We start from the raw sequence: 17,408 nt of genomic DNA on the forward strand, positions 1-17,408 counted from the left end.
CGAAGAGGGTTTCAAGTGAACAAGTGGTTGATTCCAGCGGTTACCGCCGTGGCTTTGCTCAGCGGTTGCTCCTCCGTACAACGCGGTTCGATTCCAGTTGTGGATTCTGGCAGCGCTGTCTCCAACAGTGAGCGAGTGTCGGCAAATGGCGGTTTCCGTCAGACGACGACCAAACGTCCTGCGCAAGCCCAGACTCAGGCAATTCCACAAGGTGATACCGGCGTCGTCGTGATGGTGCCAGGTGGCGGCGCAGTGGCGTCCGCACCGATCAGCTCTTCACCGATCACGCCAGGGCCGATTACCCCTGGGCCGATCGATACCGCGCCGGTCCAGTCGGCACCGGTTAATCAGGGCAGCTACAGCATGCCGTCGACGCCGAGCGGGATTCCTTCGGCGAACTCCGGTGGCTTGTCTGCCGACGAGCAATTGGACGGCCCGGTTCTGGCCTTGCTGACTACCGCTCAGCAGCAACAGGCGAGCGGTGATCTCAACGGTGCGTCCTCCAGTCTTGAGCGCGCCCAGCGTGTCGCACCGCGCGAGCCACAAGTGCTTTATCGTCTGGCTCAGGTGCGCATGGCTCAAGGCGATGCACCACAAGCCGAACAGTTTGCTCGTCGTGGCCTGACCTTCGCCAATGGTCGTCCGGCGCTTCAGGCCAGCCTGTGGCAATTGATCGCTCAGGCGCGTGAGAAACAGGGTGATTCCGCTGGCGCAGCATTGGCCCGTCAGAAGGCCAAGGTTTCGCTGTGATGGATTCACGCTTTCCGAAAATTGCCGAACAGTTGCTGTTGATCGAGCGTGAGCTGCGGGTTCAGGGTTGGTGGGACGAAGTCTCGCCATCCGCTGAAGCGCTTTCCAGCGTCGAGCCATTCTCGGTCGACACGCTGGATTTCGAGCAGTGGCTGCAATGGATCTTCCTTGCGCGGATGAAGGTGATCCTCGAGCAGGATCTGCCCTTGCCAAACGCTTCGGGAATTCAGGAAATGGCCGAAATGGTCTTCGCCGCCCGTAATGTCCAGGGCAAGGATCGGCAGCTGCAGGTGCTGCTCAAAGAGTTTGATCTACTGATTACCGCCTCCCGTTGACTCCTACAGGTGTCTACTGGCAGTTACCCGCAATCTGTTTCTGTGCTTCGGTGATGCGCTCCTGACGTTGCTGATCGGTCAGACGGCGCATCTCACCGTCGACATCCTCCCGTATTCGCGGATTGTTCTGCAGTTGAGCCAGGTTCGTTCGCGCCTGTTCGCAGAATACCTTCAACTGGGCTTGCTGCTCGGCGACCTGCTTTTTCACTTTTTTGTCGATGGCCTGTTGATCGCCAATGGCACCGCTGCGTGGCGGTGGGGCCTGGTTGCTGGCAGGCGCGGAGGGCGTGACCACAGTGGTGGCTTCCCGGCCTTGGGGCGGCTGGGCGTCGAAGTGGGTAATGCCCTGAGCGTCGACCCATTTGTAGATCTGGCCTGCCATGCATAAAGGGCTGATCAGCAGAGTGACCATGAAGAAGATCGTTCGCATGCCTTTTCCTTGTCATGGGTTGCGCAATTGAAGCTAACACAGTTGCTGTTTAGCGGTTTTTTCTTGCTTTCTCATGTGCTTAGTTCAATAAAGCACATAGACGACTTGACTTGGAGAGGACGAAACAGAAGAATCCAAAGTCCGCTGTAGAGGGACTGCCAGAAGCAGGCCCGCTCAGCAGATCATGAGGCGCACATCCGCGCCGACCTGTTACACCCGCAACGCGTTACCTCGCGCTGGGTGGGAAAGGCCCGCAACACTTGGGACGATCCCAATACTTGCTCAGTCAGTGCTGACGTAGTCGGCGACCACCGTCGCTCATGCTCTGCTGAGAAGTAAACCTATTAAGACCCGTCCTCTTTTATGTGGGCGGTATTCTGGCGCTTTAGAGGTGAACAACGTGGAGCTTTTATCTGGCGGTGAGATGCTCGTCCGCTTTTTGCGTGACGAAGGCGTCAAATATATCTATGGGTACCCGGGCGGTGCTCTACTTCATGTTTACGATGCCCTGTTCAAAGAACCGGAAGTAACCCACATCCTGGTTCGTCACGAACAGGCTGCGACCCATATGGCTGACGGTTACGCTCGTGCCACCGGTAAAGCCGGTGTGGTACTGGTCACTTCCGGCCCGGGCGCAACCAACGCCATCACCGGTATTGCCACGGCCTACATGGACTCCATTCCGATGGTGATCATTTCCGGCCAGGTGCCTAGCAGCATGGTAGGTACCGATGCGTTCCAGGAAACCGATATGATCGGTATCTCCCGGCCGATCGTGAAGCACAGCTTCATGATCAAGCACGCCTCGGAAATCCCGGAAGTCATGAAGAAAGCGTTCTACCTGGCGCAATCCGGTCGTCCTGGTCCGGTCGTGGTCGATATCCCGAAAGACATGACCAACCCGGCCGAGAAGTTCGAATACATCTTCCCGAAAAAAGCCAAGCTGCGCTCCTACAGCCCAGCCGTTCGCGGTCACTCCGGGCAAATCCGCAAGGCTGCAGAAATGCTCCTGGCGGCCAAGCGCCCGGTGATGTACGCAGGCGGTGGTGTGATTCTCGGTGGTGGCTCCGCGCCGCTGACCGAATTGGCGAAAATGCTCAACCTGCCAGTGACCAATACCCTGATGGGTCTGGGTGCCTACCCTGGCACCGACCGTCAGTTCATCGGCATGCTCGGCATGCATGGCAGCTACACCGCCAACCTGGCGATGCACCATGCCGACGTGATCCTCGCAGTCGGTGCACGTTTCGATGACCGCGTGATCAACGGCCCGGCGAAGTTCTGCCCGAACGCCAAGATCATTCACATCGACATCGACCCGGCTTCGATCTCCAAGACCATCAAGGCCGACGTTCCTATTGTTGGCCCGGTGGAAAGTGTCCTGACCGAAATGGTCGCGATCCTCAAGGAAATTGGCGAGACCCCGAACAAGGAGTCCGTGGCCAGTTGGTGGAAGCAGGTTGATGAGTGGCGCGGTGACCGCGGCCTGTTCCCTTACGACAAGGGCGACGGCAGCGTCATCAAACCGCAGACCGTGATCGAAACCCTGTGCGAAGTGACCAAGGGCGATGCTTTTGTGGCCTCCGACGTGGGCCAGCACCAAATGTTCGCGGCGCAGTACTACACGTTCAACAAGCCGAACCGCTGGATCAACTCCGGCGGCTTGGGCACCATGGGCTTCGGTTTTCCGGCGGCCATGGGCATCAAGTTGAGCTTCCCGGATGCCGACGTCGCCTGCGTAACGGGCGAGGGCAGCATCCAGATGAACATTCAGGAGCTGTCGACCTGTCTGCAATATGGCTTGCCGGTGAAAATCGTGATCCTGAACAACGGTGTTCTGGGTATGGTTCGCCAGTGGCAAGACATGAGCTATGGCAGCCGTCACTCGCATTCCTACATGGAGTCGTTGCCTGACTTCGTCAAGTTGGCGGAGGCCTATGGTCACGTCGGCATGCGCATCACCGACTCGAAAGATTTGAAGTCGAAGATGGAGGAAGCGTTCGCCATGAAGGATCGTCTGGTGATCATCGATGTTTCGGTTGATACCAGCGAGCACGTCTATCCGATGCAGATCAAAGACGGCTCCATGCGCGATATGTGGCTGAGCAAGACGGAGCGTACTTAATCATGCGGCACATTATTTCCTTGCTTCTGGAAAACGAACCGGGCGCTCTGTCTCGTGTAGTCGGCCTGTTCTCGCAGCGCAACTACAACATCGAAAGCCTGACCGTGGCACCTACCGAAGATCCGACTCTGTCGCGTCTGACGCTGACCACTGTTGGCCATGATGAAGTTATCGAGCAGATCACCAAGAACCTGAACAAGCTGATCGAAGTGGTCAAATTGGTCGACCTGTCGGAGAGTGCTCACATCGAGCGCGAACTGATGCTGGTCAAGGTCAAGGCCACCGGCGCCCAGCGCGCCGAGATCAAACGTACGACCGATATTTATCGTGGGCAGATCGTCGATGTCAGCGCTAGCGTGTATACCGTTCAATTGACCGGTACCAGCGACAAGCTCGACAGCTTCATTCAGTCCATTGGCACCGCCTCGATTCTGGAAACCGTCCGCAGCGGCGTAACCGGTATTGCCCGCGGCGACAAAGTACTCAGCATCTAAACCAAATTAGCGAATGGCCTGAACGGCCTGGATATATAGGGGAAATTCATGAAAGTTTATTACGAAAAAGACTGCGACCTGTCGATCATCCAGGGCAAGAAAGTTGCCATCATCGGTTACGGCTCCCAAGGCCACGCTCAAGCGTGCAACCTGAAAGACTCCGGCGTTGACGTTACCGTTGGCCTGCGTAAAGGTTCGGCGACTGTTGCCAAAGCCGAAGCTCACGGCCTGAAAGTGACCGACGTTGCTTCCGCTGTTGCGGCTGCCGACCTGGTCATGATCCTGACCCCGGACGAGTTCCAGTCCGCTCTGTACCAGAACGAAATCGAGCCGAACATCAAGAAAGGCGCCACCCTGGCCTTCTCGCACGGTTTCGCGATCCACTACAACCAGGTTGTGCCGCGCGCTGACCTCGATGTGATCATGATCGCGCCGAAAGCTCCGGGCCACACCGTGCGTTCCGAGTTCGTCAAAGGCGGCGGTATCCCTGATCTGATCGCTATCTATCAGGATGCTTCCGGCAACGCCAAAAACGTTGCACTGTCCTACGCCGCTGGCGTTGGTGGCGGTCGTACCGGCATCATCGAAACCACCTTCAAGGACGAGACTGAAACCGACCTGTTCGGCGAACAAGCCGTTCTGTGCGGCGGTACCGTTGAACTGGTTAAAGCCGGTTTTGAAACTCTGGTTGAAGCTGGCTACGCGCCAGAAATGGCCTACTTCGAGTGCCTGCACGAACTGAAACTGATCGTTGACCTCATGTACGAAGGCGGTATCGCCAACATGAACTACTCGATCTCCAACAACGCTGAATATGGCGAATACGTGACCGGTCCGGAAGTGATCAACGCCGAATCCCGTCAGGCCATGCGCAACGCCCTGAAACGTATTCAGGACGGCGAATACGCCAAGATGTTCATCAGCGAAGGCGCCACCGGCTATCCTTCGATGACCGCCAAGCGTCGTAACAACGCCGCTCACGGTATCGAAATCATCGGTGAGCAACTGCGCTCCATGATGCCGTGGATCGGAGCCAACAAGATCGTCGACAAAGCTAAAAACTAAGTCGCGCGCTTGTACGGAAAACGCGGCCTAGGCCGCGTTTTTTCGTTTGGGTGACCGGTTCTGGTATAAAGCTGCATCGTTTGCGGCCGAACCGTCGTCCCAGACACCTGTCCAAACTTTCCACCCCGTTGCAAGGTAATGTCCATGAGCGAACGTCCCGAAGAGCCAAACCAGGCTTCTGACGCTGAAAGTCTGCTGCCCATCGATGAACACATCGAGGAAGGGCATGACGCTGAAGGTCGTAAAGTCCGGCATCGTGGTATCTATCTTCTGCCGAATCTGTTCACCACTGCGAATCTGTTCGCAGGGTTTTACTCCATCATCAACTCGATGAGCGCCCAGAGCGCCTTGAGTGCTGGTGATTCAATGGGTGCGAGCAAGTATTTTGCTTTTGCAGCGATTGCGATTTTTGTCGCGATGGTGCTCGACGGCCTTGATGGTCGCGTTGCTCGTATGACCAATACCCAGAGCGCCTTCGGTGCCGAGTACGACTCGCTGTCGGATATGGTTGCGTTTGGTGTTGCGCCAGCATTGTTGGCGTTCGGTTGGGCATTGGGCGACATGGGTAAGGTCGGCTGGATGGTCGCCTTCATTTATGTCGCCGGTGCGGCGTTGCGCCTGGCGCGCTTCAATACCCAGGTCGGCACCGCGGACAAACGCTACTTCATCGGCCTGGCCAGTCCGGCGGCTGCTGGTGTGGTCGCAGGCATTGTCTGGGCATTTAGTGATTACGGCATCCAGGGTTCCAAGATGTCCTTCCTGGTTGCGCTGATGGTCGCAGCTGCCGGCATGCTGATGGTCAGCAACATCAAGTACAACAGCTTCAAAGAGCTGGATTTGAAAGGGCGCGTACCTTTCGTGGCGATTCTCGCCGTGGTGTTGGTGTTTGCCGTGGTTTTCAGTGATCCGCCGCGCATTCTGCTGCTGGTTTTCCTTGCCTATGCGGCTTCTGGTCCGGTGCAGTACCTGTTGCGTCTTCGTCGGCACAAAAGCGCCGAGTGATGTAATTTCCCTCATGCTCCGCAGTCTATTGGTGCATCTGTCCTCCAATGCTGCGGAGTTGCCATGCTGATCAAAGTCTCCAACGCGTCTGACTGCCATGAGTCGGACGTCACGCCTGAGTCCTTCTATCTATCTCGTCGTAATGTTCTTGGCGCCGCCGTTGCCGGTTTGGCCATGAGCAGCCTGCCGCGTTGGGCCTCTGCTGGTGATGCTGTGCGCTATGCGGATGTCGAGCCTGGCAAGGCACCTTCCTGGTTTGCCGAAAAACTCCCTTCTACTAAGTGGGGCGCGGTCAACGTCAAGGATGAATCGATTACGCCATTCAAGGACGCGACCCATTACAACAATTTCTATGAGTTCGGCACCGATAAAGGTGATCCCGCTGCCAATGCTGGCGCGTTGAGAACCGAGCCTTGGAGCGTGGTGGTGGACGGGGAGGTAGGCAAGCCGGGGCGGTACGCATTGGAAGACTTCATGAAACCTTATCAGTTGGAGGAACGCATCTACCGTCTTCGCTGTGTAGAGGCTTGGTCGATGGTCATTCCATGGATCGGTTTTCCCATCTCGGCGTTACTCAAGGAAGTCGAGCCGACTTCCAAAGCCAAATTCATACGCTTCGAAACCTTGGAGGATCCCAAGAGCATGCCCGGGCAGCGTTCCGGTTTTGCCTTGATCGACTGGCCTTATGTAGAAGGGCTGCGTCTGGATGAGGCGATGAATCCGTTGGCGATTCTTGCTGTGGGTATGTATGGACGCGAGTTGCCTAATCAGAACGGAGCGCCTCTGCGTTTGGTGGTGCCTTGGAAGTATGGTTTCAAGAGCGTTAAATCTATCGTGCGGATCAGTCTGGTGAGTGAGCAGCCGAAAACCACTTGGCAGAGCATTGCCTCGGATGAGTATGGTTTTTATGCGAACGTAAATCCTGCGGTCGACCATCCTCGTTGGACTCAGGCGCGTGAGCGGCGTTTGCCGAGTGGGCTGTTCAAGCCCAATGTGCGGGACACGCAGATGTTCAATGGCTACTCGGATGAAGTCGCCTCTCTATACGCAGGGCTCGATTTACGGAAGAACTATTGATGCGATTTCCGTTTTGGCGAATTGGCGTCTTTATAGCGACAGGGGTGTGGCCACTGCTTTGGCTGTACCAGGCCTGGGAGGATGTGCTTGGGCCTGACCCGGGCAAGGTGCTGGTTGACCGGTTGGGGCTGGGGACGCTTGTCCTGCTGCTCACTACTTTAAGCCTGACACCTCTGCAGAAGCTTACCGGTTGGGCGGGGTGGAATGCTGTCCGCCGACAACTGGGGTTGTGGTGCTTCGCTTATGTGATTTTGCATTTGAGTGGTTATACGGCATTCATCCTTGGCTTTGATTGGTCGCAGTTGGGTGTCGAGTTGCGTAAGCGGCCGTACATTATTGTCGGGACGCTGGGGTTTCTCTGTTTATTGGCGTTGGCGGTGACCTCAAATCGCTATAGTCAGCGGCGGTTGGGTTCTCGCTGGAAGAAATTGCATCGGCTTTCCTACGTGGTTCTCGGGCTTGGTTTACTGCACATGTTGTGGATTGTTCGCGCCGATCTGAAGGAGTGGGCGGTTTATGTCTCTATAGGTGCATTGCTATTAGTGTTGCGGATACCGCCTGTAACCCGCCGAATCCCCCGTTTAATTGCTAAAAAGGCGTCTTCTGCGAGAAAAGCGTAATTAGGTGTTGACGGCAGATTCTGGAAGTCTATAATTCGCCCCACTTCCGGCGCAGTCGAAACGGAAAACTCCTTGGTAAACAAAGAGTTACGCAGTTTTCGACAGCGAGTTGTTTCAGGTCATCGAAGCCCGGAAGAAGTTGAAAGAGTGGGGTTGTTTGGCTCTTTTAACGGTTCGATCTTCTCGGTCGAAAGCGGTGTAAAAGAGGTGTTGACAGCAGCGAGTAACGCTGTAGAATTCGCCTCCCGCTAACGAGAGATCGGAAGCGCAAGTGGTTGAAGTTGCAGAGGAAACTTTGAAAACTTCTTAAAATAACCGCTTGACAGCAACAGAGGCTGCTGTAGAATGCGCGCCTCGGTTGAGACGAAAGATCTTAACCAACCGCTCTTTAACAACTGAATCAAGCAATTCGTGTGGGTGCTTGTGGAGTCAGACTGATAGTCAACAAGATTATCAGCATCACAAGTTACTCCGCGAGAAATCAAAGATGTAACCAACGATTGCTGAGCCAAGTTTAGGGTTTCTTAAAAACCCAAAGATGTTTGAACTGAAGAGTTTGATCATGGCTCAGATTGAACGCTGGCGGCAGGCCTAACACATGCAAGTCGAGCGGCAGCACGGGTACTTGTACCTGGTGGCGAGCGGCGGACGGGTGAGTAATGCCTAGGAATCTGCCTGGTAGTGGGGGATAACGCTCGGAAACGGACGCTAATACCGCATACGTCCTACGGGAGAAAGCAGGGGACCTTCGGGCCTTGCGCTATCAGATGAGCCTAGGTCGGATTAGCTAGTTGGTGAGGTAATGGCTCACCAAGGCGACGATCCGTAACTGGTCTGAGAGGATGATCAGTCACACTGGAACTGAGACACGGTCCAGACTCCTACGGGAGGCAGCAGTGGGGAATATTGGACAATGGGCGAAAGCCTGATCCAGCCATGCCGCGTGTGTGAAGAAGGTCTTCGGATTGTAAAGCACTTTAAGTTGGGAGGAAGGGCATTTACCTAATACGTAAGTGTTTTGACGTTACCGACAGAATAAGCACCGGCTAACTCTGTGCCAGCAGCCGCGGTAATACAGAGGGTGCAAGCGTTAATCGGAATTACTGGGCGTAAAGCGCGCGTAGGTGGTTCGTTAAGTTGGATGTGAAATCCCCGGGCTCAACCTGGGAACTGCATTCAAAACTGTCGAGCTAGAGTATGGTAGAGGGTGGTGGAATTTCCTGTGTAGCGGTGAAATGCGTAGATATAGGAAGGAACACCAGTGGCGAAGGCGACCACCTGGACTGATACTGACACTGAGGTGCGAAAGCGTGGGGAGCAAACAGGATTAGATACCCTGGTAGTCCACGCCGTAAACGATGTCAACTAGCCGTTGGGAGCCTTGAGCTCTTAGTGGCGCAGCTAACGCATTAAGTTGACCGCCTGGGGAGTACGGCCGCAAGGTTAAAACTCAAATGAATTGACGGGGGCCCGCACAAGCGGTGGAGCATGTGGTTTAATTCGAAGCAACGCGAAGAACCTTACCAGGCCTTGACATCCAATGAATCTGCTAGAGATAGCGGAGTGCCTTCGGGAACATTGAGACAGGTGCTGCATGGCTGTCGTCAGCTCGTGTCGTGAGATGTTGGGTTAAGTCCCGTAACGAGCGCAACCCTTGTCCTTAGTTACCAGCACGTTAAGGTGGGCACTCTAAGGAGACTGCCGGTGACAAACCGGAGGAAGGTGGGGATGACGTCAAGTCATCATGGCCCTTACGGCCTGGGCTACACACGTGCTACAATGGTCGGTACAGAGGGTTGCCAAGCCGCGAGGTGGAGCTAATCCCAGAAAACCGATCGTAGTCCGGATCGCAGTCTGCAACTCGACTGCGTGAAGTCGGAATCGCTAGTAATCGCGAATCAGAATGTCGCGGTGAATACGTTCCCGGGCCTTGTACACACCGCCCGTCACACCATGGGAGTGGGTTGCACCAGAAGTAGCTAGTCTAACCTTCGGGAGGACGGTTACCACGGTGTGATTCATGACTGGGGTGAAGTCGTAACAAGGTAGCCGTAGGGGAACCTGCGGCTGGATCACCTCCTTAATCGACGACATCAGCTGCTCCATAAGTTCCCACACGAATTGCTTGATTCATTGAAGAAGACGATAAGAAGCAGCCCGAAATTGGGTCTGTAGCTCAGTTGGTTAGAGCGCACCCCTGATAAGGGTGAGGTCGGCAGTTCGAATCTGCCCAGACCCACCAATTTTGTGTGGGAAACGCCTGTAGAAATACGGGGCCATAGCTCAGCTGGGAGAGCGCCTGCCTTGCACGCAGGAGGTCAACGGTTCGATCCCGTTTGGCTCCACCACTAACTGCTTCTGTTGTTGAAAGCTTAGAAATGAGCATTCCACCAAGACGGTGATGAATGTTGATTTCTAGTCTTTGATTAGATCGTTCTTTAAAAATTTGGGTATGTGATAGAAAGATAGACTGGACGTTACTTTCACTGGTAACGGATCAGGCTAAGGTAAAATTTGTGAGTTAAATTGCGAATTTTCGGCGAATGTCGTCTTCACAGTATAACCAGATTGCTTGGGGTTATATGGTCAAGTGAAGAAGCGCATACGGTGGATGCCTTGGCAGTCAGAGGCGATGAAAGACGTGGTAGCCTGCGAAAAGCTTCGGGGAGTCGGCAAACAGACTTTGATCCGGAGATGTCTGAATGGGGGAACCCAGCCATCATAAGATGGTTATCTTAAGCTGAATACATAGGCTTAAGAGGCGAACCAGGGGAACTGAAACATCTAAGTACCCTGAGGAAAAGAAATCAACCGAGATTCCCTTAGTAGTGGCGAGCGAACGGGGACTAGCCCTTAAGTGGCTTTGAGATTAGCGGAACGTTCTGGAAAGTACGGCCATAGTGGGTGATAGCCCTGTACGCGAAAATCTCTTAGTCATGAAATCGAGTAGGACGGAGCACGAGAAACTTTGTCTGAATATGGGGGGACCATCCTCCAAGGCTAAATACTACTGACTGACCGATAGTGAACTAGTACCGTGAGGGAAAGGCGAAAAGAACCCCGGAGAGGGGAGTGAAATAGATCCTGAAACCGTATGCGTACAAGCAGTGGGAGCCCACTTTGTTGGGTGACTGCGTACCTTTTGTATAATGGGTCAGCGACTTATTTTCAGTGGCGAGCTTAACCGAATAGGGGAGGCGTAGCGAAAGCGAGTCTTAATAGGGCGTCTAGTCGCTGGGAATAGACCCGAAACCGGGCGATCTATCCATGGGCAGGTTGAAGGTTGGGTAACACTAACTGGAGGACCGAACCGACTACCGTTGAAAAGTTAGCGGATGACCTGTGGATCGGAGTGAAAGGCTAATCAAGCTCGGAGATAGCTGGTTCTCCTCGAAAGCTATTTAGGTAGCGCCTCATGTATCACTGTAGGGGGTAGAGCACTGTTTCGGCTAGGGGGTCATCCCGACTTACCAAACCGATGCAAACTCCGAATACCTACAAGTGCCGAGCATGGGAGACACACGGCGGGTGCTAACGTCCGTCGTGAAAAGGGAAACAACCCAGACCGTCAGCTAAGGTCCCAAAGTTATGGTTAAGTGGGAAACGATGTGGGAAGGCTTAGACAGCTAGGAGGTTGGCTTAGAAGCAGCCACCCTTTAAAGAAAGCGTAATAGCTCACTAGTCGAGTCGGCCTGCGCGGAAGATGTAACGGGGCTCAAACCATACACCGAAGCTACGGGTATCACTTAGGTGATGCGGTAGAGGAGCGTTCTGTAAGCCTGTGAAGGTGAGTTGAGAAGCTTGCTGGAGGTATCAGAAGTGCGAATGCTGACATGAGTAACGACAATGGGTGTGAAAAACACCCACGCCGAAAGACCAAGGTTTCCTGCGCAACGTTAATCGACGCAGGGTTAGTCGGTCCCTAAGGCGAGGCTGAAAAGCGTAGTCGATGGAAAACAGGTTAATATTCCTGTACTTCTGGTTATTGCGATGGAGGGACGGAGAAGGCTAGGCCAGCTTGGCGTTGGTTGTCCAAGTTTAAGGTGGTAGGCTGGACTCTTAGGTAAATCCGGGAGTCTAAGGCCGAGAGCTGATGACGAGTTACCCTTTGGGTGACGAAGTGGTTGATGCCATGCTTCCAAGAAAAGCTTCTAAGCTTCAGGTAACCAGGAACCGTACCCCAAACCGACACAGGTGGTTGGGTAGAGAATACCAAGGCGCTTGAGAGAACTCGGGTGAAGGAACTAGGCAAAATGGCACCGTAACTTCGGGAGAAGGTGCGCCGGTGAGGGTGAAGCATTTACTGCGTAAGCCCATGCCGGTCGAAGATACCAGGCCGCTGCGACTGTTTATTAAAAACACAGCACTCTGCAAACACGAAAGTGGACGTATAGGGTGTGACGCCTGCCCGGTGCCGGAAGGTTAATTGATGGGGTTAGCTAACGCGAAGCTCTTGATCGAAGCCCCGGTAAACGGCGGCCGTAACTATAACGGTCCTAAGGTAGCGAAATTCCTTGTCGGGTAAGTTCCGACCTGCACGAATGGCGTAACGATGGCGGCGCTGTCTCCACCCGAGACTCAGTGAAATTGAAATCGCTGTGAAGATGCAGTGTATCCGCGGCTAGACGGAAAGACCCCGTGAACCTTTACTATAGCTTTGCACTGGACTTTGAATTTGCTTGTGTAGGATAGGTGGGAGGCTTTGAAGCGTGGACGCCAGTTCGCGTGGAGCCAACCTTGAAATACCACCCTGGCAACTTTGAGGTTCTAACTCAGGTCCGTTATCCGGATCGAGGACAGTGTATGGTGGGTAGTTTGACTGGGGCGGTCTCCTCCTAAAGAGTAACGGAGGAGTACGAAGGTGCGCTCAGACCGGTCGGAAATCGGTCGTAGAGTATAAAGGCAAAAGCGCGCTTGACTGCGAGACAGACACGTCGAGCAGGTACGAAAGTAGGTCTTAGTGATCCGGTGGTTCTGTATGGAAGGGCCATCGCTCAACGGATAAAAGGTACTCCGGGGATAACAGGCTGATACCGCCCAAGAGTTCATATCGACGGCGGTGTTTGGCACCTCGATGTCGGCTCATCACATCCTGGGGCTGAAGCCGGTCCCAAGGGTATGGCTGTTCGCCATTTAAAGTGGTACGCGAGCTGGGTTTAGAACGTCGTGAGACAGTTCGGTCCCTATCTGCCGTGGACGTTTGAGATTTGAGAGGGGCTGCTCCTAGTACGAGAGGACCGGAGTGGACGAACCTCTGGTGTTCCGGTTGTCACGCCAGTGGCATTGCCGGGTAGCTATGTTCGGAATAGATAACCGCTGAAAGCATCTAAGCGGGAAACTAGCCTCAAGATGAGATCTCACTGGGACCTTGAGTCCCCTGAAGGGCCGTCGAAGACTACGACGTTGATAGGTTGGGTGTGTAAGCGCTGTGAGGCGTTGAGCTAACCAATACTAATTGCCCGTGAGGCTTGACCATATAACACCCAAGCAATTTGCAGGCTTTGAGCTGAAAAGCGAAAGAGCACCAGATTGCGGTGTGTGAAGACGACACTAGTCGAAAATTTGCAAGGCAACACACAAATCTATCACCTACCCATTTGCTGGAGCGTGAACCTGCAAAGGCCCACGACCTGGCTCCCGAATTTCTTGACGACCATAGAGCATTGGAACCACCTGATCCCATCCCGAACTCAGCAGTGAAACGATGCATCGCCGATGGTAGTGTGGGGTTTCCCCATGTGAGAGTAGGTCATCGTCAAGATTAAATTCCGAAACCCCTATCTGCGTATGCAGGTAGGGGTTTTGTTTTGTCCGCAGGAAAGTGGCTTTCAGTTACAGCACAAATTTGCACAGTTATTTTCGATCCATGACACTAGAATAGGTCCAACTTTTTCGGAGCCAGAGCCTTTATGCCAGATCCGGTTGACGCCCCTGGGCTGTCAGAATTACCGCTGGACGACTTGGTAGCGTGTCATGAGTGCGACTTGCTGATGCGCAAGCCCGAGCTCGCCCATGGCGAGAAAGCGCTGTGTCCTCGCTGCGGTTACGAGCTCTACGCCCATCGACATAATGTCGTACAGCGCAGTCTCGCCTTGGTTCTCGCCGCTCTTTTGTTGTATATCCCGGCGAACTTTTTACCCATCATGCAGCTCCATCTACTCGGGCAGTCATCGGATGACACTGTCTGGAGCGGCGTTGTTGGCCTGTTCGATACCGGAATGCAGGGTGTAGCAGTCGTGGTGTTTCTCTGCAGTATGGGAATCCCGCTGCTCAAACTGCTCTGCCAACTGGCAGTACTGTTAAGTATTCGTTTTGATATCGGACGCAGTTACGGTCTGTTGCTCTACCGCATTTATCACCATTTACGCGATTGGGGGATGCTCGAGGTCTACCTTATGGGCGTACTGGTAGCGATCGTCAAACTGGCAGATATGGCAGCAATTACCGTCGGTCTTGGCCTGGCGTGCTTTATCGGTTTGTTGTTGGTTCAGGTCTGGTTGGAGGTTGTGATGTCGCCTCATCAGATCTGGCAGGCTTTATCAGGAGAGGATGTCCATGCGGGCGATTGATGCAGGCATTCTTATTTGCGCCGAATGCCACGAATTGAACAAGCAGGAAGCCGACACCGACGAGCAGGTCTGCACCCGTTGCGGTGCGCTGGTTCACGCCCGTCGTCCGAACAGTGTGATGCGTACCTGGGCGTTGCTGGTCACCGCCGCGGTTCTCTACATCCCGGCCAACGTGCTGCCGATCATGACCGTCAGCTCACTGGGGCAGGGCGATCCCAGCACCATCATGTCCGGTGTGATCCAACTGGTTCAGCACGGCATGATCCCCATCGCCGCTGTGGTTTTTATCGCCAGTATTTTGGTACCAACGTTCAAATTGGTGGGCATCGCACTGCTTCTGTTTTCCGTGCAGCGCCGCCAGCCACTGTCGGCTCGCCAACGCATTTGGATGTATCGCTTTATTGAGTTCATTGGCCGCTGGTCGATGCTCGATATCTTTGTGATCGCCATCCTGGTGGCGGTAGTGAATTTCGGACGGCTTGCCAGCGTCGAAGCCAATCTTGGCGCCATCGCTTTCGTCAGTGTGGTGATTCTGACGATGCTTGCCGCAGTAACTTTCGATCCCCGACTGATTTGGGATAACACGGAGTCGGACGACGACCATGACTGATTTGCCTACAGCAAAAACCCGACCGGCCTCGAACTGGTCAGCTATTTGGGTGTTGCCCCTGATCGCCCTGATCATTGGCGGCTGGCTCGGCTGGCGTGCCTATAACGAGACCGGCATCGAGATTCAGGTGCGTTTCGAAAGTGGTGAAGGCATTCAGGCCAATAAGACCGAAGTCGTCTACAAAGGCATGTCGGTGGGTAAGGTGAAGACCCTCAAACTTGATGACGAAGGCAGCTCCAAAGGCGTGATCGCCACCGTCGAGATGAACAAGGACGTGGAGCAATACCTGCGGACTAGCACGCGTTTCTGGCTGGTCAAGCCGAGCGTGACCCTGGCCGGCATCACTGGCCTGGAGACGCTGGTCTCGGGTAACTACGTCGCGATAAGCCCGGGCGAGGGTGAGCCGACTCGAAAGTTCAAAGCCCTGGCTGAAGAGCCGCCGCTGTCGGATGCTAAGCCGGGTCTGCACCTGACCATCAAGGCTGATCGTCTCGGCTCGTTGAACCGCGGCAGTCCGGTATTCTACAAGCAGATCAGAGTCGGCCAGATCAAAAGCTACCTGCTGTCCGAAGACCAAAGCACCGTCGAACTCAAAGTCTTTATCGAACCCACCTACGCCAAACTGGTGCGCAAACACACGCGTTTCTGGAACGCCAGCGGCATCAGCATCGACGCCAACCTGTCGGGTGTGAAAGTGCGCAGCGAGTCCCTGGCCAGCATCGTCGCCGGCGGCATCGCGTTCGCCACGCCGGAGAACCGCAAGGACAGTCCGCCCACTGACCCGAGCCTGCCATTCCGTCTCTACGAAGATTTCGATGCGGCCGCTGCCGGGATTCGGGTCAAGGTCAAACTCAGTGATTTCGAAGGCTTACAGGCCGGTCGCACACCGGTGATGTACAAAGGCATCCAGGTCGGCAATCTGAAAGCGCTGAAGATCGATCCGGATCTGTCTGCCGCTACCGCGGAATTGACCCTCGATCCGTTAGCCGAAGATTACCTGGTCGAAGGTACTCAGTTCTGGGTGGTCAAACCGTCGATCTCGCTTGCGGGGATCACCGGCCTCGAAGCCCTGGTCAAAGGTAACTACATCGCCATTCGGCCCGGCGACAAAGGCGCAGCGCCGCAACGTGAATTCGTGGCACGACCCAAGGCGCCGCCGCTGGATCTGCGTTCTCCAGGGCTGCACATGGTGCTGTTCACAGAGAACCTGGGTTCCCTGGAAGTCGGCAGTCCGATTCTCTACAAACAGGTCAAGGTCGGTTCGGTACAGAGCTATCAGTTCTCGCGTACCAAAAAACAGTTAGTGATCGGTGTGCACATCGAGAAGGAATACGAAGGTCTGGTCAACGCCTCGACACGGTTCTGGAATGCCAGCGGCATCACGCTGACGGGTGGACTGACGGGGGGGATTCAGGTCAAAAGTGAGTCGCTGCAAAGCTTGATGGCCGGCGGTATTGCCTTCGAAACCCCGGAAGCCAAGGCGCCGTTGCAGAAGCGGATTCCGCGTTTTCGTCTGTTCGCCAACCATGACGAGGCCAACCAGAAAGGCACCGTGGTCACGATCAAGGTTGATCGCGCCGATGGTTTACGCAACGGCACACCTGTGAGATTCAAAGGCCTGGATGTTGGCAAGATTGAAGACGTCGACCTCAGTGATGACCTGCAATCGGTGATGCTCACCGCGCGAATCACAGAAGTGCCGGAGCGTATCGCTCGGGTTGGCAGTCAGTTCTGGGTAGTCAAGCCTGAACTGGGTCTGATCAAGACGTCCAACCTCGAAACGCTGGTCACTGGTCAATACATCGAAGTGCAACCGGCCGCGAAAAACCTCGGCCCGCAGAAGAGCTTCGTCGCCCTGGCCAATCCGCCGGAAACCGCTAAACAAGAAGCCGGTTTGAGTCTGGTGTTGAGTGCTGCCCGCCGTGGTTCGCTGAAAACCGGTGTGCCGGTCACCTATCGCGAAATCACCGTGGGCAAAGTGACGGGCTATGAACTCGGCCAGACCGCCGATCGAGTGTTGGTGCATATCCTAATCGAGCCGAAGTACGCGCCGTTGGTGCGCAGCGGCACGCGTTTCTGGAACTCCAGTGGTTTCGGCTTTGATTACGGCTTGTTCAAAGGCGCGACGATGCGAACCGAGTCGCTGGAGACGCTGATTCAGGGCGGCATCGCTTTCGCCACGCCGGACGGTGAGCGCATGGGCAGTCCGGCGCGACCTGAGCAAACGTTCCCGCTGTTCGACAAGTTTGAAGACGAATGGCTGAACTGGGCGCCGAAGATTTCGATCGGCAATTAAGCCCTAACGGCAGGCATAAAAAAGGCCGCGATCCA

12 protein-coding genes, 2 tRNA genes and 3 rRNA genes are annotated in these 17,408 nt (G+C 54.8%); 16 read left to right on the forward strand and 1 reads right to left on the reverse strand.

Annotated elements, in window-relative coordinates; genetic code table 11:
• Positions 1-15: 15 nt before the first annotated feature.
• Both ACYZT0_RS00725 and ACYZT0_RS00730 read left to right on the forward strand, forming a co-directional pair.
• A complete protein-coding gene (locus ACYZT0_RS00725; protein ID WP_462044222.1) occupies positions 16-750 on the forward strand; it encodes a tetratricopeptide repeat protein in 735 nt (244 codons plus the stop codon).
• The gene (locus ACYZT0_RS00730; RefSeq protein ID WP_462044223.1) at positions 750-1,085 is read left to right on the forward strand and encodes a YqcC family protein; all 336 of its coding nucleotides are present in this window, start codon (positions 750-752) and stop codon (positions 1,083-1,085) included. The genes ACYZT0_RS00725 and ACYZT0_RS00730 overlap by 1 nt, the downstream gene beginning before the upstream one ends.
• Positions 1,086-1,098: 13 nt before the next feature.
• Here the strand turns inward: ACYZT0_RS00730 and ACYZT0_RS00735 are convergent, their stop codons facing one another.
• The gene (locus tag ACYZT0_RS00735; protein ID WP_462044224.1) at positions 1,099-1,515 is read right to left on the reverse strand and encodes a DUF4124 domain-containing protein; all 417 of its coding nucleotides are present in this window, start codon (positions 1,513-1,515) and stop codon (positions 1,099-1,101) included.
• Positions 1,516-1,915: 400 nt separating this feature from the next.
• On the opposite strand from ACYZT0_RS00735, the gene ACYZT0_RS00740 reads away from it, so the two are divergent.
• The 14 genes from ACYZT0_RS00740 to ACYZT0_RS00805 all read left to right on the forward strand — a co-directional run bounded on the left by ACYZT0_RS00740 (position 1,916) and on the right by ACYZT0_RS00805 (position 17,373).
• Positions 1,916-3,640 carry an acetolactate synthase 3 large subunit gene (locus ACYZT0_RS00740; protein ID WP_462044225.1) on the forward strand — a complete coding sequence of 575 codons (1,725 nt, stop codon included), beginning with the start codon at positions 1,916-1,918 and terminating at the stop codon, positions 3,638-3,640.
• Between the two features lie 2 nt (positions 3,641-3,642).
• Positions 3,643-4,134, forward strand: coding sequence for an acetolactate synthase small subunit (gene ilvN, locus ACYZT0_RS00745; RefSeq protein ID WP_003176102.1), 492 nt, complete (start codon positions 3,643-3,645; stop codon positions 4,132-4,134).
• A 48-nt stretch (positions 4,135-4,182) separates the two neighbouring features.
• Complete coding sequence (gene ilvC / locus ACYZT0_RS00750) at positions 4,183-5,199, forward strand: ketol-acid reductoisomerase (RefSeq protein WP_462044226.1); 1,017 nt, start codon at positions 4,183-4,185, stop codon at positions 5,197-5,199.
• A 144-nt stretch (positions 5,200-5,343) separates the two neighbouring features.
• On the forward strand, positions 5,344-6,201 hold the full coding sequence (gene pssA, locus ACYZT0_RS00755; RefSeq protein ID WP_462044227.1) for a CDP-diacylglycerol--serine O-phosphatidyltransferase: 858 nt from the start codon (positions 5,344-5,346) through the stop codon (positions 6,199-6,201).
• Positions 6,202-6,264: 63 nt separating this feature from the next.
• Complete coding sequence (gene msrP / locus ACYZT0_RS00760) at positions 6,265-7,278, forward strand: protein-methionine-sulfoxide reductase catalytic subunit MsrP (protein WP_462044228.1); 1,014 nt, start codon at positions 6,265-6,267, stop codon at positions 7,276-7,278.
• Positions 7,278-7,898, forward strand: coding sequence for a protein-methionine-sulfoxide reductase heme-binding subunit MsrQ (gene msrQ / locus ACYZT0_RS00765; protein WP_462044229.1), 621 nt, complete (start codon positions 7,278-7,280; stop codon positions 7,896-7,898). The genes msrP and msrQ overlap by 1 nt, the downstream gene beginning before the upstream one ends.
• Positions 7,899-8,442: 544 nt before the next feature.
• Positions 8,443-9,981, forward strand: a 16S ribosomal RNA gene (locus ACYZT0_RS00770).
• Between the two features lie 82 nt (positions 9,982-10,063).
• A tRNA-Ile gene (locus ACYZT0_RS00775) sits at positions 10,064-10,140 on the forward strand.
• A gap of 30 nt (positions 10,141-10,170) precedes the next feature.
• Positions 10,171-10,246 (forward strand) — tRNA-Ala (locus ACYZT0_RS00780).
• Positions 10,247-10,482: 236 nt separating this feature from the next.
• Positions 10,483-13,374, forward strand: a 23S ribosomal RNA gene (locus ACYZT0_RS00785).
• A gap of 169 nt (positions 13,375-13,543) precedes the next feature.
• Positions 13,544-13,659: ribosomal RNA gene (gene rrf, locus ACYZT0_RS00790) — 5S ribosomal RNA — on the forward strand.
• The 16S, 23S and 5S rRNA genes sit together here with 2 tRNA genes alongside, the layout of an rRNA operon.
• A gap of 148 nt (positions 13,660-13,807) precedes the next feature.
• Positions 13,808-14,467, forward strand: a complete 660-nt coding sequence (locus ACYZT0_RS00795; protein WP_462044230.1) for a paraquat-inducible protein A — start codon at positions 13,808-13,810, stop codon at positions 14,465-14,467.
• Positions 14,454-15,077, forward strand: coding sequence for a paraquat-inducible protein A (locus tag ACYZT0_RS00800; RefSeq protein WP_462044231.1), 624 nt, complete (start codon positions 14,454-14,456; stop codon positions 15,075-15,077). The genes ACYZT0_RS00795 and ACYZT0_RS00800 overlap by 14 nt, the downstream gene beginning before the upstream one ends.
• Positions 15,070-17,373, forward strand: coding sequence for a PqiB family protein (locus tag ACYZT0_RS00805; protein WP_462044232.1), 2,304 nt, complete (start codon positions 15,070-15,072; stop codon positions 17,371-17,373). The genes ACYZT0_RS00800 and ACYZT0_RS00805 overlap by 8 nt, the downstream gene beginning before the upstream one ends.
• The last annotated feature ends 35 nt before the right edge of the window (positions 17,374-17,408 follow it).

It is taken from the genome of Pseudomonas sp. ZS1P83, from assembly GCF_054897825.1.

Coding starts and splice junctions, on each gene's coding strand:
- ACYZT0_RS00730 (WP_462044223.1), top strand. CDS start 750: ATGGATTCACGCTTTCCGAAAATTGCCGAACAGTTGCTGTTGATCGAG.
- ACYZT0_RS00735 (WP_462044224.1), bottom strand. CDS start 1,515: ATGCGAACGATCTTCTTCATGGTCACTCTGCTGATCAGCCCTTTATGC.
- ilvN (WP_003176102.1), top strand. CDS start 3,643: ATGCGGCACATTATTTCCTTGCTTCTGGAAAACGAACCGGGCGCTCTG.
- ilvC (WP_462044226.1), top strand. CDS start 4,183: ATGAAAGTTTATTACGAAAAAGACTGCGACCTGTCGATCATCCAGGGC.
- pssA (WP_462044227.1), top strand. CDS start 5,344: ATGAGCGAACGTCCCGAAGAGCCAAACCAGGCTTCTGACGCTGAAAGT.
- msrP (WP_462044228.1), top strand. CDS start 6,265: ATGCTGATCAAAGTCTCCAACGCGTCTGACTGCCATGAGTCGGACGTC.
- msrQ (WP_462044229.1), top strand. CDS start 7,278: ATGCGATTTCCGTTTTGGCGAATTGGCGTCTTTATAGCGACAGGGGTG.
- ACYZT0_RS00795 (WP_462044230.1), top strand. CDS start 13,808: ATGCCAGATCCGGTTGACGCCCCTGGGCTGTCAGAATTACCGCTGGAC.
- ACYZT0_RS00800 (WP_462044231.1), top strand. CDS start 14,454: ATGCGGGCGATTGATGCAGGCATTCTTATTTGCGCCGAATGCCACGAA.
- ACYZT0_RS00805 (WP_462044232.1), top strand. CDS start 15,070: ATGACTGATTTGCCTACAGCAAAAACCCGACCGGCCTCGAACTGGTCA.